Origin of the sequence: Flavobacterium sp. (assembly GCF_965262375.1) — a bacterium.
Taxonomy (GTDB): domain Bacteria; phylum Bacteroidota; class Bacteroidia; order Flavobacteriales; family Flavobacteriaceae; genus Flavobacterium.
The window spans coordinates 2,954,024-2,976,468 of record NZ_OZ253527.1; the positions used below are offsets into that span (position 1 = coordinate 2,954,024).

A 22,445-nucleotide genomic window follows, 5' to 3' on the forward strand; every position below is an offset into this window, starting at 1 on the left:
ATTAGCCTTTGAAAGTTACAAAATTACGAGGTGTTTCATACAAAGTCACCTCTAAATCATTACTATTATCTATTCGATTCCTGATTTTATTCCATACCACTACAACAATATTTTCCGCCGTAGGGATTAGATTTTCAAAATCTGGAACATCTAAATTAAGATTTTTATGGTCAAATGCAATTTCTACTTCTTCAAAAATTATATCCGCCAAATCTTTCATATCAATCACATACCCCGTTTCTGGATTAATTTCACCCGTCACGCTTACAATTAACTCATAATTATGACCATGAAAATTGGGATTATTACACTTTCCAAAAACTGCTTGATTTCTCTCATCAGACCATTCTCTTCGATACAAACGATGTGCAGCATTGAAATGCGCTTTTCTAGAAACGGTTACTCTCATAAGGTATGTTCTTCTAAAAAATGATAAAATTCGTCAAAAATAATCTTAAACCAAACCGTATAAACTTCTGGATTAAGTTCCATATCCTTCTTAACAGCTTCTACCGACATCCATTTCCAGCTCTCAACCTCATCTGGATTAATAATGGGCGCATCATTATAATACCCAATCATCACATGGTCTAATTCATGCTCAGTCAAACCATTATCAAAAGGCGCTTTGTATATAAAATGAAAAAGCTCTTTTAGTTCAGCCGTAAAACCCATTTCCTCTTGCAAACGTCTTTTACCCGCCTCAATATTCGACTCTCCTTCACGCTGATGACTACAACAGGTATTGGTCCACAACAAAGGAGAATGATATTTATGATGCGCACGTTGTTGCAACATGATTTCACCTTGGTCATTTACTATAAAAACAGAAAACGCACGATGCAACAAGGCTTTCTCGTGAGCTTCCATTTTAGCCATCAACCCAATGGGCTCATCATTTTCATTAACTAAAATTACTTTTTCTTCTGACATAATTCTATTTTGCTCGGTAAAAGTACGAAATCTCCAACAAAGTTTTTAAGCCAAAGTTTCAACCGCCTTAATTGCACATTTCTCGCCATCTATAGCGGCCGAGATAATCCCACCAGCATACCCTGCACCTTCTCCACATGGATACAAGCCTTTTATTTGCAAATGCTCTAACGAATAATTGTCACGCGGAATACGCACTGGTGAAGACGTACGACTTTCAGGTGCATGCAAAATAGCTTCATTGGTAAAATAGCCTTTCATGGATTTCCCAAATTGCACAAAACCTTCGCGCATAATTTGCGTTAGAAAACCGGGAAACACTTCTCCCAACTCAATACTTTCCGTTCCAGGCACATACGAAGTTTTAGGAATATCGGCTGAAATTTTCTTTTGCGAAAAATCAACCATGCGTTGTGCGGGCACTTTTTGCGTTTGCCCCGCTAATTGCCAAGCTTTTTGTTCAATGGCCTTTTGAAATTCCATTCCCGCCAAAGCTCCATGTTTTGCAAAAGGTTTAAAATCTTCTAATTTCAACTCCACCACAATCCCAGAATTGGCAGTCGCTTGGTCACGCTTAGAAGGCGACCAGCCATTCGTTACCACTTCACCTGGACTGGTAGCACAAGGCGCAATCACCCCTCCTGGACACATACAAAACGAATACATCCCACGACCATTCACTTGTTTTACCACCGAATAAGGCGCTGGAGGCAAGAACTCACCACGAAAATCACAAGAATACTGAATACTATCTATCAAACTTTGAGGATGCTCGGCACGCACACCTAAAGCAAATGGCTTGGCCTCAATCAATATCTTTTTTCGGTCTAATAATTCAAAAATATCTCTTGCGGAGTGGCCCGTAGCTAAAATTAGTTTTTTAGCATGAATCACATCGCCATTTTGAATTACAACTCCATCTACTTCATTATTTTTCACTAAAATATCCGTCACACGAGTTTCAAACAAAACTTGCCCCCCGTATTCTTTAATTTTCTCACGAATATCCTGAATAATTTGCGGCAACTTATTAGTTCCAATATGCGGATGGGCATCCACCAATATATCAGGTGTAGCACCAAAAGCGACCAACAATCGTAAAATCCTATCTACATCACCACGTTTTTTAGAACGCGTGTACAGTTTTCCATCAGAATAAGTTCCTGCACCCCCTTCACCAAAACAGTAATTCGAATCTTCATTAACAATCCCATCGCGGTTTATCGCTTTTAAATCACGACGACGTCCCCGCACATCTTTACCTCGCTCTATCAAAATAGGCTTCACACCCAACTCAATTAACTGCAAAGCCGCAAACAATCCAGCAGGACCTGCTCCCACCACAATAACTTCTGGGGCTTTAGACACCTCTTTATATTCGGGTAAAGCAATATTTTCAAGTACTAAATCTTCGCCTTGAAAAAAAACCTGCAATTTCAAATTGATTTTAATAGCGCGTTGACGTGCGTCGATAGAACGTTTTACAATAGCTACATACTGAATTTCACTGACCGATGTTTGCACGAGTTTAGACACGTGGGTTTTCAACATTCCTTCATTTGACGCTACTTCAGGGGAAACCTGTATTTGAAGTTCTCTTGGCATTATATCGATTTTACGTTGCAAAAATACTATTTTAGGATGAGTTCCTATACTATTTTAAGAGGGGTTTTTACAAAAACAATTAAAATTACTGGCACATCACCTCAACAAGTCAGACAACTTCTGCTTACTTTTTATAAAATAGAAAACAAAACTTTACATTTGTACTTAGAAAACACACGATAATGCAACGACAAATCAAACTTATATGGGATTTTAGAGGTCCCGCTTCTGCAAAAACTGCCGAACATCATGAAATTCATTTAAAAGAATATATCGCTATTGAAAAACTCTCTTTAAACATCACAGGTTTTGATTGTATAAATGACATGCACACTATTGCTTGGATGGTGGTGAACGAACAAGACATGATTCCTGTAAGAGATGCTTTGAAACCGCATAGAGGGGAAGTTTATTAGTGGGCAGTTGTCAGTTCAAAGTGGGCAGTGTTCAGTAGACAGTGAGCAGGACTTAAAAAGAAATCTTAGAGATAAAAAAATCGCAGTATTCAGCATTTAAACTGTAAACTGCGATTTTTTATTTTTATACGAAGAATTAAAACTCCTTAATTCTTCTCAACTGTTTCTAAAAACTTCGATTGAACATTGTTCACTGAACACTGAATACTGAACTCTGAATACTGAACTCTGAATACTGAACTCTGAGCACTAATTCGCAACTTCGCTGATAAACTTAATTCGCATCAAACGTAATTCTTCAGTATCATAATCTCCATCAAACTCATCTAAAGCATCTTGTATTTTATCTGAATCAGAACCTAAAAAGTAGTCGTGAATTTCTTCTTGTTGGTCTTCATCCAAGATATCATCTACCCAATAGTTGATATTCAATTTAGTTCCTGAATACACAATTTGCTCCATTTCTTTCAGCAAACCATCCATATCCAAGCCTTTTGCCTTAGCAATATCATCTAAAGGCAACTTGCGGTCAATATTTTGAATGATGTATAATTTCAATCCTGAATTGGCACCCGTCGATTTTACCACTAAATCGTCAGGACGAATAATATCGTTTTCCTCTACGTATTTGGCAATCAAATCCACGAAGGCTTTACCATATTTTTTGGCTTTTCCTTCGCCTACCCCTTGAATATTAATCATTTCCGCAATAGTCACTGGGTATTTCAATGCCATATCTTCCAACGAAAACTCTTGAAAAACCACATACGGAGGCACGCCTTCTTTTTTACCTACTTTTTTACGCAAGTCAACCAACATCGCCATTAGAGCTTCATCAGCCGTGCCTGTCGCTTTAGAGGCGGTAACGATGTTCTCGTCTTCAGTTTCATTGTATTCATGGTCTTCGGTCATCATAAACGATTGCGGATTTTTAATAAACCCTAATCCTTTATCATTCATTTTCAACACCCCATAACTTTCAATATCTTTTCTGAAATAGCCTTCCACCATCACTTGACGAATTAATGCCATCCAGTATTTTTCATCATGCTCCTTGCCTACGCCAAAAAATGGTTGCGCATCTGTACGGTGGGCTTTGATAAGTGCATTCACTTTACCCATTAAAGTCAAGATGATTTCTTTAGCCTTGTATAATTCTTTAGTATCACGAATGATTTCTAACAATTTCACTACACTATCCTTAGCTTCCACTTTGTTTTTAGGATTGCGCATGTTATCATCCATATCGCCTCCTTCACCCGTTTCATTATCAAATTCTTCACCAAAATAATGCAACAAGAACTTACGACGTGACATAGAAGTTTCGGCATAGGAAACAACTTCTTGCAACAGCGCAAAACCTACTTCCTGCTCCGCAACAGGCTTTCCAGCCATGAATTTTTCTAATTTTTCAACATCTTTATAGGAATAGTATGCTAAACAATGCCCTTCACCACCATCGCGACCCGCACGACCTGTTTCTTGATAATAACTCTCTAAAGATTTAGGAATATCGTGGTGAATTACAAAACGCACATCGGGTTTATCAATCCCCATACCAAAAGCAATAGTAGCCACAACCACATCTACTTCCTCCATCAAAAACATATCCTGATGTTTCGCACGTGTTTTAGCATCTAATCCCGCATGATACGGTACCGCAGAAATACCATTTACTTTTAATACCTCGGCAATATCTTCAACTTTTTTGCGAGATAAACAGTAAATTACTCCTGACTTACCTTTATGTTGAGAGATAAAACGGATGATATCTGACTCAACATTTTTGGTTTTAGTGCGTATTTCGTAAAACAAATTAGGTCTATTGAAGGATGCTTTAAATACATTTGCATCCGACATATCTAAGTTTTTCAAAATATCCTCTTGCACTTTTGGCGTAGCAGTAGCCGTTAGACCTATAATAGGCACTTCCCCTAGTGAAGCAATAATATTTCTTAAATTACGGTATTCAGGACGGAAATCATGTCCCCATTCTGAGATACAGTGTGCTTCATCAATAGCTACAAAAGAAATTTTATTTTCTTTTAAAAAATCAATATATTCTTCTTTAGTTAAGGATTCTGGCGCTACATATAAGAGCTTGGTAATTCCGTTAGCGATATCTTTTTTTACCTGAGTAATCTCAGTTTTAGTTAAAGAAGAGTTCAATACATGCGCAATGCCCATTTCGGAACCCAAACTACGTAACGCATCCACTTGATTTTTCATCAAAGCGATTAGCGGAGAAACTACGATAGCCACCCCGTCCTGTATCAATGCGGGCAACTGGTAGCACAACGACTTTCCACCACCTGTAGGCATGATAACGAAAGTGTTTTGTCCGGTAATGATACTTCTTACAACTTGTTCTTGAAGTCCTTTGAATTGGTCGAAACCAAAATACTTTTTTAATTCTTTGTGTAAATCAATTGGGCCTGCACTCATTCTTCAACAATTTTCTTATTTGGTACAATTAACGATAAATCAACCCATTTTCTTATTACCCCAACTAATAAAAGAAAACGTGTTTTTTGTTTTTTGAGAAATTTTATACGAAATTAATAAAATTTCAGGCAAATAAAAAATCCCGCAATGCTAGGATTTTTATAAATTTGCACTCATAAAGATACAAATTTCTTTAACACATACAAATTTAAAACGATTCTTGTTTTGACAACAAACGCAACCATTTTAGCTTCGGCTAAAAATACTATCTTAGAGCAAAGTCAAGCTATTGCCCAATTAGTAGATTATCTAACAGATGATTTTGCCCATGCCGTAGAGCTTATTTACAGTGCCAAAGGGCGATTGATAGTTACAGGTATTGGAAAAAGCGCCATCATAGCTCAAAAAATGGTAGCTACTTTTAACTCAACAGGTACGCCTTCGATGTTTTTGCACGCATCGGAAGCGATTCATGGGGACTTAGGCATGGTACAAGAAGGCGATGTTATTATTTGTATTTCAAAAAGTGGCAATAGCCCTGAAATAAAAGTTTTGGTTCCTTTATTAAAACGTTTTGGCAATCCACTAATTGGAATGACGGCAAATTTAACTTCGTATTTAGGCAAAGAATCAAATTTAGTATTGCATGCTCATGTCGACAAAGAATCGTGTCCTAACAATTTAGCACCGACAAATAGTACTACTGCGCAATTGGTTTTAGGTGATGCGTTAGCGGTTTGCTTGATGGAGAAAAGAAATTTCAAAAGCGAAGATTTTGCTAAATACCATCCTGGGGGCGCGTTAGGAAAAAAATTATTACTACGCGTTACAGATATGTTAGACCGCACCCACAAACCTATGGTTACTCCATCGACTTCAATCAAAGATGTTATTGTTGAAATTTCGGAGAAACGTTTAGGGGTTACCGCCGTGATTGAGAACAACCAATTGATAGGAATTATTACCGATGGAGACATTCGTCGTATGTTGAATGTTAACGAAACCATAGCTGGTTTAACCGCACAAGACATTATGACTAAAAACCCTAAAACAGTTGCCTTAGACGCTATGGTGATTGATGCTTTTAACACTATGGAAGATTTTTCAATTACTCAAATGGTAGTTGAAGATAAGGGAACTTATGTAGGCATCTTACACATTCATGATATTTTAAAAGAAGGAATTATATAAATGGCTAAGAAAAGTTTATCTGAAATGTCGTTTTTAGACCATCTAGAAGAGCTGAGATGGTTGTTAGTACGCAGTACAATTGCTGTAGTACTACTTGCTGTAGTTGTTTTTTTCTTCTCAGATTTTATTTTCGACCAAGTCGTTTTTGGCCCTACAAAAGTTGATTTTGTTACCTACCGATTTTTCTGTGAAGCATCACACTACTTAGGGTTTGCTGATACTATTTGTATTGAAGAACTACCTTTTACCATCCAAAATACGAGTATGGAAGGGCAAGTCAATGTTTTTATTTGGATGGGAATTACCGCTGGGTTTATTTTAGGCTTTCCCTATATACTTTGGGAACTATGGCGTTTTATAAGTCCCGCTTTATACGAAAATGAACGAAAATATGCCAAAGTTTTCATTTTTACGGCGTCTCTTCTATTTTTTATGGGAGTCCTTTTTGGTTATTTTGTTATTGTACCGATGTCCGTAAACTTCTTGGCTAGTTTTTCAATTAGTACTGTTGTCAAAAACGACATCAACTTAGATTCTTATATTGGCATGGTAAAAACTTCGGTTTTAGCAGGTGGTATTTTCTTTGAATTACCTATTATTGTATACCTATTAACAAAATTAGGTTTAATCAAACCGAGTTTCTTACAAAACACGCGCAGATACGCAATTATTATTGTATTGATTATTTCGGCTATCGTAACGCCACCCGATGTGGTAAGTCAAATTACGGTAGCAGTTCCTATGTTGTTAATCTATGAAATGAGTATTCTTATTTCTAGAATTGTTTACAAAAACCAATTAAAAGCACAAAATGGCTGATTTAGTTAAAGATTTCAATGATTATCGTTCAAAAATGAACGAAAAAATATTAGGTGATGACAACAAAGTTATCAAACGTATTTTTAATTTAGACACTAACACCTATGCAGAAGGCGCTTTAGACACTAAAACTAAAGAATTAATGGGCTTAGTTGCTTCGGCGGTTTTGCGTTGTGATGATTGTATCAAATACCATTTGGAAACTTGTTACAAACTAGGCGTTAACAAAGCCGAAATGATGGAAGCCATGAGTGTAGCAACTTTGGTGGGGGGTACAATTGTGATTCCGCATTTAAGACGAGCCTATGAATTCTGGGAAGCGCTTGAGGGTGGTGAATAGTATGCAGTGGGCAGTAGTCAGTGAGCAGTATACTGTGGTTAGTGGTAGTAGGTAGTTAGATTGAATGGAATAAACAATAATTAGTTCCATTTTTTAGTTATTAAGGCTGAAATAATTTTTAAAGAGTTCTTCTTCCAAGCGAAACATCAACTTTTTAACTTTTTACATTTCAACTTTTAACTTATAATTCATAATTCAACAATGATATTAAGAGCAGATAATTTAGTCAAAACCTATAAAAAAAGGTCGGTTGTAAAAGGGATTTCGGTAGAAGTTAACCAAGGAGAAATTGTGGGACTTTTGGGACCAAACGGCGCAGGAAAAACAACTTCATTTTACATGATAGTAGGCTTGGTAAAACCTAATTCGGGGAATATTTATCTAGACCAAACCAACATCACGGATTTTCCGATGTACAAACGTGCGCAACATGGGATTGGCTATCTAGCTCAAGAAGCTTCGGTTTTCCGTAAAATGAGTATTGAAGATAATATCATGAGTGTGCTTCAATTGACGAATTTGACCAAAGACCAACAAGAAGAAAAAATGGAGGCTTTGATTGAAGAATTTTCCTTAAATCATATCCGTACTAATCGTGGAGACTTACTTTCTGGCGGTGAGCGTCGTCGTACAGAAATTGCTCGTTGTTTAGCTACCGACCCTAAATTTATCCTTTTGGACGAACCTTTTGCTGGGGTTGACCCCGTAGCGGTTGAAGACATTCAACGTATTGTTGCAAAATTAAAAAACAAAAACATAGGCATCTTAATTACCGACCACAACGTTCAGGAAACTTTAGCAATCACTGACAAAACCTACTTGATGTTTGAAGGGGGGATCCTAAAAGCAGGTGTCCCTGAGGAATTAGTGGAAGATGAAATGGTACGTCGTGTTTATTTGGGTCAAAACTTTGAGTTGAGAAGAAAGAAGTTGGAGTTTTAATTCAATAACTTTTTGTCCAGGATTTTAGCAAGAAAGTCACAAACTGACTTAGAAATTTAATAACAAGTATTCTGTGAATTATAAACATTCTCTGTACTAAAATTTCTATTTACTACAGAACCAAGCTTTTATACAAATTAGTGCAAAAAAACTTTTATATAGCCAGCATAATACTCTTATTGTTTAGTTTTTTCATTTTAAACGATAAAAAATAGACCTTGAGGGAACTTGGAAAATACGTACTATTATTTTCAATAGTAAAGACATATATAAAAACACATCCGATTTAAAATTTATTGCTGATTTAAACAAAGTTTTCAATACAGTAGAAATTGACGATTGGAACAAATCAATAAGTTTTAAAAACCAAAAAGAACTCACAATATTTGCGATTTATAAGTTAATTTACAATGCAAATAACATCCCTTTTTTAATATTGAGTTCAAAAGAAAAACCTCTCAATGGTGTTTTTAACATCAAAATTGATACTATCAAAAATACATATACAAGAAAAGGTATCGTTACTATAAATTTTCAATTAAAATCAAGGAGTACTTCCTTGAATCTCACTAAAGAGGTTAGTCCAATTCAATTTGAAAATTACCTAAAAAAAGGGCGACCTTAAAAATTTGAAATCCTAAAAATAACTTGAGAAACTTCTAAGCAGCAAATTTTTCATTTTCAAAATCCATTTGTTCTCTTAAAGTCATTTGAGCTCTAAAATTTTCAAATAATTCAAAAAAAGATCCATCTGTAGTACCTGAAGCAATGCCTTTTATTTGGGAGACTAACTCCTTTAAAACATTTTCTTCGATACTAGCACAATAACCTTCTCCTAAACAACAATGCAAAAAATCTATTTGTCTTTTATCTAAAAAAGAAATGGATTCTTTTACCTTAACGAAGTCTGCTTGTTCAGCAATATATTTATTCTCAAAAAGAACTGTATCAGTTTCAGATTCAAAAGCTTCACTTTCCTGCTCTTGTACTGAAGATACATTGTTTTCATAAACAGGAAAACCTACAACCAAAAGTTTTTCAAAATCAACTAAAGCTTGCTGATTAAATTGTTGCAATTTCTCAGCAGGGTTCAATTCTCCTATATTTTCAATTTTATTTTGTTGTGGATTGAAATCTGATCTAGAAGTAATTACTGGTTTTGCATACGCAACTACTTGTTGCTGTAAGTCGTTGATAATAGAAGCTAAATAAGGAGTTAACTTTGCAACACTTCTGTCTTTAAAAACATGTTGCATGGTTGCTTTTGCTGTTGCAAATAAGCGGTTTGATTTACTGTAATCAAAATAATAAAGTATTTTTTGCTCCATAGACTTTTGCTTTTAAAACTTTAAAAAACCTAACTAATTCGTTTTCAAAAGGTTTAAACAAAAGTAGATCGAAACATAAAATCACTTTTTACTTAAAAAGCTCATATACTTACTCTAAAAGTCAATTTTAAACTTTTTCAATACTTATCATTCAAGTACAATTAATTTCCAAAAAAGAAAACTTCATTTCGATGAAAGAAAATTAAGTACCTATCAAAAAAAGAAATCCAATAAAACAATAAATCTATAAAAAGTAATATCGCAAAATTATTTAAACGACTTGATTTTGCGTTTACTAAAATTATCAGAATACACTATTTTGCCCGCATCGGTTACTAATACCCCAGAGTATTCTGGATGTTTGGCTAGGAGTACTAATCCGTTTTCAACCCCCAAAACCATAATGGAAGTACTCAATCCGTTAGCAATTTCGGCGGATGGACCAAAAACGGTAGCGCTACAAATTCCTGTCGATGGATATCCTGTTTTAGGATTAATGATGTGGGCATAACGCTTGCCGTTAATTTCGGCGAACTTTTCGTAACTTCCTGAAGTGGTTACAGCATAACGGTACATAGACACTATTGCTAGAAAATCATCATTTTGAAAAGGATTGGTAATCCCGATACTCCACGGTTTTCCATTGGCTTGTTTACCCCAAGTAGTTAAATCACCCGACGCATTGATGATACCGCCTGCAACGCCTTTAGCTTCTAGCAACGCTCTAGCGCTATCGGCCGCATAACCTTTACCAATGGAACCAAAACCTATTTTCATGCCTTCCTTTTTCAAAAAAATAGTAGAAGCTAACGTATCTAAAACAATGTTTGTGTACCCCACTTTTTCAATCGATTTTTTTATAGCATCTTCGCTAGGCATTGTGGTCATAGAACCATCAAATTTCCAAATTTTGTCCATAGCAATAATGCTGATATCAAAAGCACCTTTAGTCATTTCAGAAAATTGAATAGCCGATTGTGTTAGTCGTAGTACTTCTTTAGCTACTTTCACAGGTCGCAAACCAGCATTACGATTAACCTCTGAGATTTGTGTTTGAGGTCGCCATTCAGAAATTAGATTTTCTATCCGTTCTATTTCAACAATGGCTTCGTCGATATGTTGTTCGGCATCTTTTTCATCTTTTCCCACTATAGTAATATCAAAACGACTGCCCATTAAGGTTACTGCACGATGCTTTTGCACTTGCGCTTGTGCAAATTGAAAAATCAATAAAATATAAAAAAATGGTTTCATTTATATAATAACACTAATAACAATCACTTAAAAATTGCCCTTTATCTTTATAATTTTGCCACGTGGTAGCACCACAGTGAGCAATCAAAAGGGTTTCGACATCCTGCAACATGGCTAGTGAACCACAAATCATCATTACGCCTCCGTTTGCAAGGAAAACTTTAATTTTTTCAATATCTCTCAGAATTAAATCGGTGACATATAGCCGTTCCCCTTCTCTTGAAAAGACAATATTTAAGCTCTTTAATTTTTGATTCGATATAACTACTTTAGCTTGCTTTTCAAAATCATCAACTAGTGCTGTTCTATGTCTAAATCCAGCATACAACCCTTCCATTTGGGCTGATTTTTCATGAAGCATACCTAAGAAAGGTGCTATTCCTGTTCCGTTTGCAATTCCCAGTACAGGTTTATTAGGCAAATGAAATATGTTGTTTTTTAACACCTTAGCTTTTATCACCGAACCTATTTCCAATTGGTACAAATACGAAGACCCCACACCTTTTTCATGCAACTTAACCACTAATTGTACATTCCCGCTTACTTTTCCTATGGAATACAAACGTTCGGTGGTATCATTCTTAGGAAAAACTGTGAATAAATCGCCCGATTGGAATTCTAGTTTTTTTAAAGGTTGAAGCGTAATCTTAAAAGTAGTTTGTTCACCTACCACAATCTTCTTATCAATAACTTTAAACTCCTGTCGTTTTGAAGAAGTACTACGGTATTGCGCCATCGAAGTACTTAGTGGAATTCCTGTACTTATATTCCATTGTGTCACCCAACGCAAAAATTCAGTAATCGACTTATCATTAATAGTATGCAAATCTATCATCTTGTGACTCCATGATTCTCTTTCTAAAATGGCTTGTACTTTTACAGCATAGCCACAAAAATCAGGGTAGTTTTGAGAACCAAAGCCGATTACAGTAGTTTTTACGGGATGTGAAAAAGGGTATTTTTGAATTAATGCTTCAAAATGATTCGCATTTGAAGGCGCATCACCCAAACCATAGGTTGATGTAAAAACGAGCATTGTATGTGCCTTTGGAAAATCTTGAAAGCGATTCATTACCATTAAGAATGATTTTTCACCGAGATTTAATAATTGCTGATGAACCGCCTGCGCAAACTCGAAAGTAGAACCGTTTTCTGACCCTACCAAAATTAGAATTTCACCCTCTGAAGGGGTAAACGGATTGTGTATTTTAACTTTTTTTCGCTTTAAAGTAATTGCAAAACCAGAATACATAAAGAACAAAATCACTAGAGAGGATATCCCTAAGACTAGAGCCCATACAATGCTGGTTCTCCCAGTATGCAAGTCTAAACTTAACGTTTCAAGAAGCACTGTTTTAGGATACTTTACTTCACTCAATACACGCCCATCAAATTGATTGATTTTAAGTTCGCGGTCGTGCAACTTTACCGTAAAACATTCCTCTATATCATCTGTGAATGGAAATTCTATTTTTTGAACTTCCGAAAGATGAATCTTTTTAAAACTGGGAAAGGCATCCATATCCAATGTAGCTTTTGAGGCTACAAAATCAATTTGGTTGGTAGGTATTCTATCTGCACCAAATGCTTTAAAACGAATTAAAGACAGAAAGGTGGCGGTTATTGCTATGATTAAAATAGGAAATAAGAAGTAACGACTCCATCTGACATGATAGTAAGTTGCCCAATTTTCCTTTTGAATTTTAGTAAAAAAACGAAGGATTCCCTTTTGTCTTTTCACAACCAAAATAATTCCTGTAACCGTAATTAAAATCAACAAAAAGGCATTGACCCCCATAATAAATCGTCCTGTTTCGTGCAAAAACAACGAACGATGCAAGGTCGTAACATCTTGTATAAATTGACTTTCTTTCTCAGGTGCACCCACAATTTCACCCGTTTTGGGATGTACAAAAACTTCCGTTTCATCGCCATTTTCATTTAACCCTTTCACCGTTACCCAATATTTAGGGCTTACTTTTACCTCATTAACTTCTAAAAAATGTGTTGAAATTTTTGGAAGCATTTCGGACAAAGAAAGATGCTGAAAACTTTCCGCATGGGCATAAGGTACTTTTTCAGTAATGGAAGCTCCAGCTAGAATGATTCCTGTAGAGGCAACAATGAATAAAAACACCGAAATAGATACAGCTAAAGCCAAATGGGCAAAACGCCAAATAGATTGGGTCATGAAGAACTTACATTTTTATGAGTTTCACATAACGAATGTAACCTTTACCTTCTGTTTTATCAGCCAAAGCTTCTGTAGTTAGAGGCACTTCAGCATCTATAACATGGTATTTTTGGTCTTCCACCGCCGATTCAAAACGGATTTTATAGCCTGCGTTAATTTTTTTGTCTTCGATTTCTAAAACAGTAACACTACGGTCGCCCCCAGCCACTGAAGCCCCTGTTTTGGCATCAACTTTTTTACGTTTAGCATAAAATTTATGCCATTCTTTAAGCTCTTTATACCATTTTTTATCATTACCCATAACGTAAAGCGTCTTTTCGTAATTTCCTTTTGCATCCACTAAAGAAACAACGATATAGGCGCCTTCGCCCACATAATTAGCCATTTGCAACATGCATTTATACTTTGTAGTTTGCGCCAATAGGTTATTTGAAAACAGTCCAAAAACCAATGCTATACCTAGTATTTTGATGTAATTTTTCATTTATTTTAAAAATTCAATATTTACTTGATTCTTTTTTAACACTTCATTTTCTTTAGCTAAATCATAAGCGGTTTCGTCAAATTCCGTCTTTATAGATTTGTCAGCGCCCAAAGACAATACATATTTCAAAATCGCATCGTCTTTAGCCAGTAAAGCTGCTTTGTGCAACAAAGTTAAACCTTCCTTGTTTTTAGCATTGATGGCAATACCTAAACCTTCTAATTTTTTTAATAAATTCAAATCGTTTTTTACGATAGCTAAATGATATAGTGTATTATCATCTTTTTGAGGTGCTACTATCGACAAGCCTTTTTCCTTTAACAAATTTAATTTAGCCAAAAACTCATCGTTACCTGTTCTAGGTACTCTATAATTTTGAATCAAATGGTATAACAACCCTTGATTTTCATTATCTACCACTTGTACATTAGCGCCCGCTTGAATTAAAGCAGCTATCATATCAAGTGAAGCGGTTTTGACTGCATAAGTAAGAGCCGTTTCTCCTTTTGCATTTTTTTCTTCCAAAATAGCCCCTTTCGAAAGTAACTTTTCTAAAAGTGCAACCTCTTTTCCAATGGCTAAAACGTGTAAAGCCGTGACTCCATCTGCATCTTTTTTAGTGACCTCTACACCTTTTTCTAAGAAATAATTTACAATTTCTGACTGATTTTCTTTACGCACAATATTGTGCAATACCGTTTGACCACTAGTAGAAAGAGTTTTAGGATTGATTTTTAATTCTTCTACCAAATACTTATATAATTCTAACGAATTAGCCGTTCTACGCGTAGCTTCAGAAGCAATTATCAATGCATTAGGCGTATATTTTACCCCTTGCGCAAGTAATGCTTTCAAATTTGCAATATTTCCTGTTCTCGTGGCATAATTAAAAACCGTATTCCCTTCGGTATCAACATCTTTAATCGCTAAACCTTTTGAAACTAAATATTGAGTGATACTCAAATCTTTGTCATAAGCTACTGCTAACATGATTAGATTTGCATTATTTTTGTAACGCTTTTTTAAATCTAAACCCGCTTTTACATAAGCCTCTAATATGGGTAATGAAACTTGACCACTTGCTAATCCGTATACTAAAGGACTTACTTGATTATGGTCTTCCCTATTAATATCAGCCCCTTTTCCGATAAGATGATTGACTAATTCTATATTTCCTTTTGCTGTTGCCCAGTGCAAATAGATGCGTTCATCGTGCGTGGGTTTGTTTATTTCATTGCCCTTTTGTGTTAAAAGAAATTTCACAACTTCATTTGAAGCACCATTATTTATGGCTAAAGTTACAGCATCCATAGCCGAAGCGTTAGATTCTGAAGGGTCATTCCCTTTGGCTATTTCTGCTTGAACCGCAATCACATCTGGATATTTTTTCCAGAAATTGGAATCCAAAAGGGTGTTTTTTGTTTGCCCCATGAATACCGTTGAAGCGAACAAAAATATATTTAAAACAATTTTTCTCATACTATAAAAAGTAATTAAAAGAGGAAGACAAAAGTAAGAAAATACCTTTGCCTTCTTCACAAAAAACAAAACCCTAAAACTTATATTTTAAATTGGCCATAAATTGTCTAGGCGCAATAGGATTGATACTATAATTTTCGTGTACTGTATAATTTAATGTGTTGGTAATATTAGAAGCTTTACATAACAATGTTATATTTTTCCAAGTGTAGCCCACGGTTGCATCAACGGTTGTATAATCGCTCACAGGGATTTCTCTATCTTCAATATAAAGTTCACCAGCTGTATTCTTTGCATATCTGTTATTCCAACCTCCTATTCTATTTCCTACATAATTACCAATAGCTCCAAGAGATACATTTTTAAACAAACCATGTTGAACGGTGTAAAAGAAACTCAAGTTTGCCGTATGGTCGGGCGTTCTAGCTAAACGGTCGCCTTCTACGGCACTTCCCACAAGACCAGAAGTTTTTACAAAACGCATATCATTGTAACTATAGCCCGCATTGATTCTAAATCCTTCCAAGGGTTTTGCACAAACATCCAGTTCAATTCCTTTACTTTTGGTTTGTCCCGATAAAGCTTTTACATTCGAATTCGTATTAATGTTCCCATTTTTATCATGACTCGCCATTTGCACCAATTCACTATTATCAATGATATAAGCGGTAAGATTTACATTTAATTTATTTTGCAAAAATTCTGTTTTTATCCCAGCCTCATATTGGTCCACTAAAGAAGGCTTAAGTGGATTGTCATAAATATCAACCCCAGCATTAGGAATAAAAGAATTCGCATAACTTCCAAAAATTGAGACCTGGCTCAAAGGCTGGTATACAACCCCAAACTTTGGTGAGAAAGCCTGTGTAATTTGAATAGGATTCTCTACAGGATTGCTATCCATATTAGCCTCATAGACTAAAATAGGGTCTGATTTTGGGTCGTTGATATTAGAAAGTTTCGTTAAAGCTTTATATACTTTTGAGTCTACTTCCTGCCAAGACCAACGTAATCCAGCTAAAACCTTTACTTTTTTATGTATTGTAATTAAATCTTGAGCAAAGAACCCATAACGCTTCCCAAAATTCTTAGTTATCGTTGAATTATAATTATCCTGAGGTCCTTTTTCACTAGCAAAAGTTTCAGGCTTAAAAATATTTATAGGAGCATCATCATAATTCGTGATAGGTTTGAAACTTCCATTGGCATTTTTTTTCATGAACACGTAAGCATAACTATCAGAATAATTAGTCTCTCCATCAACTCCTGTAAACAACTGATGCTTCATCCCAAACGTCTTGAAATGCCCTTCAACACCTATTTGTTGTCCTAAAATAATTTCTTCCGCTCTACTTTTCCCTAAAGGTCTTACTAAATCCCCTTGTAAATTCTTAGGTTGCAATCTATCGGTTCCTTCAGTTTGACGCAAATAGTCCTGATACGAAACATTCGCAGTAAGTTTCCAAGCGTCGTTAAAGCTATGTTTCACTAAAGCATTCACCGATGCTTGTCTGGTTTGTCCATTAGACCATTTAGCTCCTAAATAGCGATTGATTGGCACTTCTAAAATAGTTTTTCCAAAAGCTCCTGTACCAAAATCAGGTATCCAATTATCATACAAATAATCGCCTTGCAACAAAATATCTGTCTTTTTAGAAACTTTAAACAAGAAAGAAGGATTGGCATAATAACGCTCTCTTTCTACAACATCTCTAAAACTTTTTGCTTTTTCGACACTTCCTACAAAACGGTAAGCGATAGTTTGATTTAATGGACCATAAAAATCCAATACAGGCTTATAAAAATCATAACTCCCTGTTTGAAATGCCAATTCACCACCGCGTTCAAAAAGTGGGGTTTTAGTAACCAAGTTCATAATACCTCCAGGGGCTACATTTCCATACAACAAAGCGCTACTTCCTTTTAACAATTCAACTTTTTCAAGCGAAATAACCTCAGGCATAGAACCTCCATTTTGACGAAAACCATTTTTAAAAATATTATTTGCCCCCATATCATAACCTCTCGACCAGAACGATTCTTGCGCTCCCCCACGAGCGGAGCCAACATAAACACCGTTGGCATTTTTAATCACATCGCTTAAACGAACCGATTGTTGTTGAGAAATCATTTCGCCCCCAATGGTTTGTAAACTTTGTGGATTGTCCATCGGTTTTAAGCCTGAACGCACGGCAGAAACAAACTTCTTTTGTTTTTTTTCACGGATTTCAATTTCTTGTAACGTCTGTCTTTTACGTTTGACCGTATCATTTTCTAGACTAAAGTTATTATCTGATTGAAATTTATCCTGTGCTTGCCCTATACTGCTCATCAAAAGACAAGCCGTTAAAAGATATATTTTCATTTATTTAGACTTATTAAGAATTACTTTGCAAATATAAATCCGAAAAGAAATATAAAACAAGTTTATTTTTAATAATTCTAAATAAAAATAATACTAAAATAATAACTCCCTAAATATCAAAACAGTATCTAAACAAAAAACTGCATAGTTTCCTATACAGTTTTGCTATTTTATTCCTCAAAATCGATGTTTGCGGGTCGGTCAGGGATAGTTTTCCCCTCCTTTTCATCAATATTCCCCAGAATTTCGAAATTCAAACGGTCAAAATATGCGGTTCCAGTCCCGTTAATTAAAACCCCAAAATTGAGTGTTTTACTTTCTTTAGGTACATTGAGTATAATTTCGCAACGCGTCCATTCGGTTGTTCCTTTTAAACTGCGCTGATACATATTATCAAAGCTCAACGTTTTACGTTTGCCTTCATCATTTACACCATCTACCCGCAACCACATTCCACACCAGTTTTTCACTTCAACTGTTTTTATATAGCCTATCATTTTGATGCGCTTTCCTAAGTAAAATTTAGCTTCACAGGTTTGCATCAAGGTTCCAAACCCTTTAATATCATCATCAACCGATTTGATAAAAGCACATTTTTTTCCTGTTTTGGACATGGTTTTATCCAAGCCTATTTCATAACTACTGGCTTTGCTCCCAGTTTTAAACCAACCATTAATTTTTTGTGCTTGCAGGTCTTGGCGGTTACCCAAAAAAACAATTATAAAAAGTATAAGTGTAAGGAAAGAAATTTTTTTCATCGTATTTTTCTTTAGGTTGCAAACTTCCTTGAGCCAAAGTGCCCAAGAAAAGCTATTCTTAGAAACATGAGTTGTAGTAGCATAAATATCATAATCCAAGGCAGAGAAAATGGTTTTCACGGTAAAACTTCTCGGATTAACTTCAGCCAATTCAATACGCTGAATGGTACGCAGACTGACTTGACACACATCGGCCAATTCCTGTTGCGTGAGTCCACGTGCCAAACGTAAGGCAACTACTTTTTTTCCTAATTCGGGTTGTTGCATACAAAATGTAGGTAAAAATCAGCGTATTTATTTTAAATTCTTGCAAATATAACGAATACCGTGTGCTTTCTTGACTTAGAATCAAAAGTAAAAAATGCCTAAAATCAATGATGCGTTGCCAGAAAAAGCAATGCACGTTCTAGAACTTCATCTCGATTCGCTTTTAGACCTTGTAATGTAGGTTTGCATTCCATCGTAATCTTCACGCCTTTACGCTGTGTTTCAGTACCGTCAGGATAAAAGACACCCAAGCCCGAAAAACAAGTTTCAAAACCAGCTACTTTGAAACGACAAATATCGCCATCTGCTCCTGCGGTTTGACTCCCTATGGTGGTAACACGAGGGTGAGCCTGTAAAATCATGGCGACAAACTCCGCTTGACTTTGCGAATTTTCATTCACTAAAAGCACAATTTCTCCTTGGTAGGCATTAGGATTATAGCTTCCGCTTTTGATATCTTTTTTCCAAATAAATCGACCTGGATAGTTTACATCAGGACCTATTTTACTCCAAAAAACAGTAGGCGCTGAGGCTATATATTCGTTAATTTTATGTCCTGTCCCATTAGGATAATGTCGGGCATCAAAGATTATAGCTTTTGAATTTTGTAACTCTTGAAACATTTGCGGAACATCTTCTTTCAATAACATCCCCAAGTGAACCAAACCAATATGGTTAGGCAACAATTCCCATTTTGGCTTTTCAACTTTTTCCTCGACATACTTAATCTCCTCTTTGGTGTACAAACGGCACTTTTTTTCCAAACGCACTTGTTCACGTTCTATTGTTAAGGTCATCCTATCCGCATTACTCCTCAAAAAAACATTTTGACGCTGAGCATTTCTGATTTTTATAGCCTTATTAGATGCAGGATTATACTTAGAAAAAGAGGCAACAATGGCATCGACTGACTTCCCATTGATATGTGTGATAACATCCCCTAAACGTATATCCTCATTTTGAGCCAAAGATTCATTTAAAAACCCGTTTACCAAAAGCTTTCCTTGACAGTATTGGTATTTCACAGGTATTTTTTTTGTTCCAAAATGACCATAACACAAACCCGATTTTAAATACCCATGGCTGTCATCAATTTTAGTAATTAACTCTAAAAGAACTAAATGAAATTCAATTTTATCTTTGGCATGGATAAACTTGGTTATCATTTCTGGCAAAACATCTTTCCAAGCTTGGTCTGTTTGATATTTATAAGAAAAAAAATATTCGATAATATTCCAATATTGAAATAAAGCCAACAAGCGATACTCCTTTTCTGGATACAAACTCGAGTATTCCTGCTCGTTTTGAATTTGGATGCGTTGCGTCGCGTCAAGCTTGACATAATGGCTATATCCTTGATTTCTGTTCTTTTCAATAAAATCGAGGGTTTGGATAACTTCTGGAGTAAAAACAGATGCATCGTCTGTCCAAGATAAATCAAAATTTTTATCAAAATAATCAATGGTTTGTACAGAAGAACAACTCGTACAAGGAGGAACAGCACCCAGTTTTTCAAACCAAGTGGCATACACTTTATTTAACGCCTCTTTAGTCTCAACAGCTTCCAATTCGCGCATTTTATCAACCAATTCACCGTCCCAATTAAAACTCCCTTTCGCTACTTGGGGATGGTAGTATTTTAGGAAACCCCAAACTTTAGCTAAACTGACTAATTTTTGTGTTTCAGTTAGTTTTTCTTGTCCATAATTGCATTGAAAACCGAAACACAGGACTAAAAAATAAAGCACTCTTTTTTGCATGATACTTGACTCATTAAGGTAAAGCTGCAAGAATACAGGCAAATAGAAAAACGAGCAATATATCAAGTAAAATCTCTTACGTCATTCTTACGACATTAGCATAAAACACTATTAATCAATATATTCATTTTAATAATAAAACACAGATTTGCACAGAGGGCACAGATAAAACTACAACAGGCTATGCATTAAAATCTAAAAAAAATGGCTCGTTGATACAACAAAACAAAGGGTTGGCTATATGATAAACTACTTAATCAACAACTCTTTCATCTGCACCGAATTGCCGTTATAGATATTAATATCGACATCAGTGTTGATACCATGGACTTTGCCATTTTCAGTCAACTGCCAAATCGACCATTCGCTATCAATTTTTTTATAAAAAGCGGTATAATTAGCTATCCAGAACGGACAGTCTTCGAAGTCGTCTTTCAAAAAATCTTCATAATAACTTTCGCTACTATAAATAATGGGTTTTACGCCATAGTGAGCTTGTACGGTTTCCAACCAGCGTTTCAAGCCTACTTTCAAGCGGTCGATGGATTGGGTTTTGGGCAATTTTTCAATATCCAAAACTGGTGGAAAGTCGCCTTCCACTAGGGTTACATTTTTTATAAAATTTTCAGCTTGTTCCAAAGAATTTTCATTGGGACGGTAATAATGATAAGCACCCACAATAAAGCCTTTTTCTTTGGCTTTCTTCCAATATCTTTTGAATTTTTTATCCGTCTTATTACTGCCTGCGGTAGCTCTGACAAAAACAAACTCGATAGGATATCCTCCTTCTATCTCCTTTACTTTGTCCCAACTTATTTTATCCTGATATTCCGAAACATCAATCCCGAAAGATTTTTCGATATGTGTATCCAACACCTTATCAATAGGCATCGAACGGGCTTCGGCATACACTATCTTATCGGTCACAAAACCTAAATAGCGAGCAAAAACACCACGTTGGCTATACAAAACCACAGCCACACCAAAAAACATCACCATTTTAAAAAACAACGAACTCGACAGAAAAGAGGTTCTTTGAGGTTGTTTTTTGGTATTTCTAGTAGGCGCTTTCCTTCTTGGCGTTTTTGATGGAGTGCGAGTTGCCATTTATTTTTTCTTCAAAAACAAATTATTGATTACCGATAGCAACACATAAGTTGCAATTACTAAAGGCAAACCTAAATAGTTGAACACAATCAGTAACACAACACTCAAGGCTAAGAAAAACACTTGTAGGGCATTTTTAGACCAACTGAATTGCTTTATTTTTAAAGAAAACAAAGGTATTTCGGCATTCATCACATAAGCACTTAAGGCTGTAATGGCCAACAACACATACGGATTGTGTAACAATGTATTGATAAATGCAATGCCTGAATGTTGCAAAACCAAAGGAAGACTTAGTATAAACAAGGCATTGGCTGGTGTGGGCAAACCTATAAACGAATCCGTTTGACGCGTATCGATGTTAAAATTAGCCAAACGGAAGCACGCGCCTAACGTAATTACAAACCCTAGAAAAGGCAATAGCATAACCGAATTATCCCAAGAATGCGTATTGATTACGGCTTGTTCGCCTGACGTTTTTAACAGTAGCTGAAACATAACATACCCTGGCACAACACCACTGGTAACCATATCTGCCAAAGAATCTAATTGTAAACCTAACTCACTTTGCACCTTGAACAAACGTGCAAAAAAGCCATCAAAAAAATCAAGAAAAATCCCTAAACAAACAAAGAAAAAAGCCCATTCAAACTGTCCTTGTGCTACAAAAACTAAAGCAATACAACCCGAAAAAAGGTTTAAAAGGGTAATCAAATTGGGAATTTGTGATTTTATTGACATAATGATACAATTGAAAT

The 22,445-nt window shown here is 35.6% G+C and carries 19 protein-coding genes; 5 read left to right on the top strand and 14 right to left on the bottom strand.

Features of this window, described 5'->3' with window-relative positions; all coding sequences use genetic code 11:
- Position 1: 1 nt before the first annotated feature.
- The 3 genes from ACQY29_RS13505 to ACQY29_RS13515 are packed head-to-tail and all read right to left on the bottom strand — an operon-like array spanning position 2 to position 2,538.
- Positions 2–409, bottom strand: coding sequence for a 6-pyruvoyl trahydropterin synthase family protein (locus tag ACQY29_RS13505; protein ID WP_428225694.1), 408 nt, complete (start codon positions 407–409; stop codon positions 2–4).
- Complete coding sequence (idi, locus tag ACQY29_RS13510) at positions 406–933, bottom strand: isopentenyl-diphosphate Delta-isomerase (RefSeq protein WP_428225695.1); 528 nt, start codon at positions 931–933, stop codon at positions 406–408. The genes ACQY29_RS13505 and idi overlap by 4 nt, the downstream gene beginning before the upstream one ends.
- A 45-nt stretch (positions 934–978) precedes the next feature.
- Positions 979–2,538, bottom strand: a complete 1,560-nt coding sequence (locus ACQY29_RS13515; RefSeq protein ID WP_428225921.1) for an NAD(P)/FAD-dependent oxidoreductase — start codon at positions 2,536–2,538, stop codon at positions 979–981.
- Between the two features lie 182 nt (positions 2,539–2,720).
- Here ACQY29_RS13515 and ACQY29_RS13520 point away from each other — a divergent pair, with 182 nt between their 5' ends.
- Complete coding sequence (locus tag ACQY29_RS13520) at positions 2,721–2,954, top strand: hypothetical protein (protein WP_428225696.1); 234 nt, start codon at positions 2,721–2,723, stop codon at positions 2,952–2,954.
- A gap of 249 nt (positions 2,955–3,203) precedes the next feature.
- On the opposite strand, the gene recQ is transcribed toward ACQY29_RS13520, so the two are convergent.
- Positions 3,204–5,399 (bottom strand): DNA helicase RecQ, encoded by a 2,196-nt coding sequence (recQ, locus tag ACQY29_RS13525; protein WP_428225697.1) that lies wholly within the window; start codon positions 5,397–5,399, stop codon positions 3,204–3,206.
- 225 nt (positions 5,400–5,624) lie between these two features.
- On the opposite strand from recQ, the gene ACQY29_RS13530 reads away from it, so the two are divergent.
- From ACQY29_RS13530 to lptB, 4 genes are all read left to right on the top strand, one after another.
- Complete coding sequence (locus ACQY29_RS13530) at positions 5,625–6,590, top strand: KpsF/GutQ family sugar-phosphate isomerase (RefSeq protein ID WP_428225698.1); 966 nt, start codon at positions 5,625–5,627, stop codon at positions 6,588–6,590.
- On the top strand, positions 6,591–7,409 hold the full coding sequence (gene tatC, locus ACQY29_RS13535; RefSeq protein ID WP_428225699.1) for a twin-arginine translocase subunit TatC: 819 nt from the start codon (positions 6,591–6,593) through the stop codon (positions 7,407–7,409). It begins immediately after the preceding gene.
- Positions 7,402–7,749 (top strand): carboxymuconolactone decarboxylase family protein, encoded by a 348-nt coding sequence (locus tag ACQY29_RS13540; protein ID WP_428225700.1) that lies wholly within the window; start codon positions 7,402–7,404, stop codon positions 7,747–7,749. Before tatC ends, ACQY29_RS13540 begins: the two co-directional genes overlap by 8 nt.
- Positions 7,750–7,950: 201 nt before the next feature.
- Positions 7,951–8,691, top strand: coding sequence for an LPS export ABC transporter ATP-binding protein (gene lptB, locus ACQY29_RS13545; RefSeq protein ID WP_428225701.1), 741 nt, complete (start codon positions 7,951–7,953; stop codon positions 8,689–8,691).
- A 659-nt stretch (positions 8,692–9,350) separates the two neighbouring features.
- Here the strand turns inward: lptB and ACQY29_RS13550 are convergent.
- The 10 genes from ACQY29_RS13550 to ACQY29_RS13595 form a co-directional block, all read right to left on the bottom strand.
- Complete coding sequence (locus ACQY29_RS13550; RefSeq protein WP_428225702.1) at positions 9,351–10,019, bottom strand: hypothetical protein; 669 nt, start codon at positions 10,017–10,019, stop codon at positions 9,351–9,353.
- Positions 10,020–10,286: 267 nt separating this feature from the next.
- Entirely contained in the window at positions 10,287–11,273 is a 987-nt protein-coding gene (locus ACQY29_RS13555) for an FAD:protein FMN transferase (protein WP_428225703.1), read from the bottom strand.
- Between the two features lie 13 nt (positions 11,274–11,286).
- Entirely contained in the window at positions 11,287–13,464 is a 2,178-nt protein-coding gene (locus ACQY29_RS13560; protein ID WP_428225704.1) for a PepSY domain-containing protein, read from the bottom strand.
- A 7-nt stretch (positions 13,465–13,471) separates the two neighbouring features.
- A complete protein-coding gene (locus ACQY29_RS13565; protein ID WP_428225705.1) occupies positions 13,472–13,951 on the bottom strand; it encodes a DUF2271 domain-containing protein in 480 nt (159 codons plus the stop codon).
- The gene (locus ACQY29_RS13570) at positions 13,952–15,430 is read right to left on the bottom strand and encodes an ankyrin repeat domain-containing protein (protein WP_428225706.1); all 1,479 of its coding nucleotides are present in this window, start codon (positions 15,428–15,430) and stop codon (positions 13,952–13,954) included.
- A 73-nt stretch (positions 15,431–15,503) separates the two neighbouring features.
- The gene (locus ACQY29_RS13575) at positions 15,504–17,795 is read right to left on the bottom strand and encodes a TonB-dependent siderophore receptor (protein WP_428225707.1); all 2,292 of its coding nucleotides are present in this window, start codon (positions 17,793–17,795) and stop codon (positions 15,504–15,506) included.
- 170 nt (positions 17,796–17,965) lie between these two features.
- Positions 17,966–18,820 (bottom strand): helix-turn-helix domain-containing protein, encoded by an 855-nt coding sequence (locus ACQY29_RS13580; protein ID WP_428225708.1) that lies wholly within the window; start codon positions 18,818–18,820, stop codon positions 17,966–17,968.
- A 104-nt stretch (positions 18,821–18,924) separates the two neighbouring features.
- The gene (locus tag ACQY29_RS13585; RefSeq protein WP_428225709.1) at positions 18,925–20,580 is read right to left on the bottom strand and encodes a S41 family peptidase; all 1,656 of its coding nucleotides are present in this window, start codon (positions 20,578–20,580) and stop codon (positions 18,925–18,927) included.
- Positions 20,581–20,829: 249 nt separating this feature from the next.
- A complete protein-coding gene (locus tag ACQY29_RS13590) occupies positions 20,830–21,687 on the bottom strand; it encodes a GH25 family lysozyme (protein WP_428225710.1) in 858 nt (285 codons plus the stop codon).
- Complete coding sequence (locus ACQY29_RS13595) at positions 21,688–22,428, bottom strand: CDP-alcohol phosphatidyltransferase family protein (RefSeq protein ID WP_428225711.1); 741 nt, start codon at positions 22,426–22,428, stop codon at positions 21,688–21,690.
- Positions 22,429–22,445: the final 17 nt, after the last annotated feature.

Bases quoted from the DNA above. Each gene is read 5' to 3' on its own strand.
- lptB (WP_428225701.1), top strand. From the start codon at position 7,951: ATGATATTAAGAGCAGATAATTTAGTCAAAACCTATAAAAAAAGGTCG.
- ACQY29_RS13555 (WP_428225703.1), bottom strand. From the start codon at position 11,273: ATGAAACCATTTTTTTATATTTTATTGATTTTTCAATTTGCACAAGCG.
- ACQY29_RS13560 (WP_428225704.1), bottom strand. From the start codon at position 13,464: ATGACCCAATCTATTTGGCGTTTTGCCCATTTGGCTTTAGCTGTATCT.
- ACQY29_RS13570 (WP_428225706.1), bottom strand. From the start codon at position 15,430: ATGAGAAAAATTGTTTTAAATATATTTTTGTTCGCTTCAACGGTATTC.
- idi (WP_428225695.1), bottom strand. From the start codon at position 933: ATGTCAGAAGAAAAAGTAATTTTAGTTAATGAAAATGATGAGCCCATT.
- ACQY29_RS13585 (WP_428225709.1), bottom strand. From the start codon at position 20,580: ATGCAAAAAAGAGTGCTTTATTTTTTAGTCCTGTGTTTCGGTTTTCAA.
- ACQY29_RS13520 (WP_428225696.1), top strand. From the start codon at position 2,721: ATGCAACGACAAATCAAACTTATATGGGATTTTAGAGGTCCCGCTTCT.
- ACQY29_RS13505 (WP_428225694.1), bottom strand. From the start codon at position 409: ATGAGAGTAACCGTTTCTAGAAAAGCGCATTTCAATGCTGCACATCGT.
- ACQY29_RS13595 (WP_428225711.1), bottom strand. From the start codon at position 22,428: ATGTCAATAAAATCACAAATTCCCAATTTGATTACCCTTTTAAACCTT.
- recQ (WP_428225697.1), bottom strand. From the start codon at position 5,399: ATGAGTGCAGGCCCAATTGATTTACACAAAGAATTAAAAAAGTATTTT.
- ACQY29_RS13515 (WP_428225921.1), bottom strand. From the start codon at position 2,538: ATGCCAAGAGAACTTCAAATACAGGTTTCCCCTGAAGTAGCGTCAAAT.
- ACQY29_RS13575 (WP_428225707.1), bottom strand. From the start codon at position 17,795: ATGAAAATATATCTTTTAACGGCTTGTCTTTTGATGAGCAGTATAGGG.
- ACQY29_RS13565 (WP_428225705.1), bottom strand. From the start codon at position 13,951: ATGAAAAATTACATCAAAATACTAGGTATAGCATTGGTTTTTGGACTG.
- ACQY29_RS13590 (WP_428225710.1), bottom strand. From the start codon at position 21,687: ATGGCAACTCGCACTCCATCAAAAACGCCAAGAAGGAAAGCGCCTACT.
- tatC (WP_428225699.1), top strand. From the start codon at position 6,591: ATGGCTAAGAAAAGTTTATCTGAAATGTCGTTTTTAGACCATCTAGAA.
- ACQY29_RS13580 (WP_428225708.1), bottom strand. From the start codon at position 18,820: ATGCAACAACCCGAATTAGGAAAAAAAGTAGTTGCCTTACGTTTGGCA.
- ACQY29_RS13550 (WP_428225702.1), bottom strand. From the start codon at position 10,019: ATGGAGCAAAAAATACTTTATTATTTTGATTACAGTAAATCAAACCGC.
- ACQY29_RS13540 (WP_428225700.1), top strand. From the start codon at position 7,402: ATGGCTGATTTAGTTAAAGATTTCAATGATTATCGTTCAAAAATGAAC.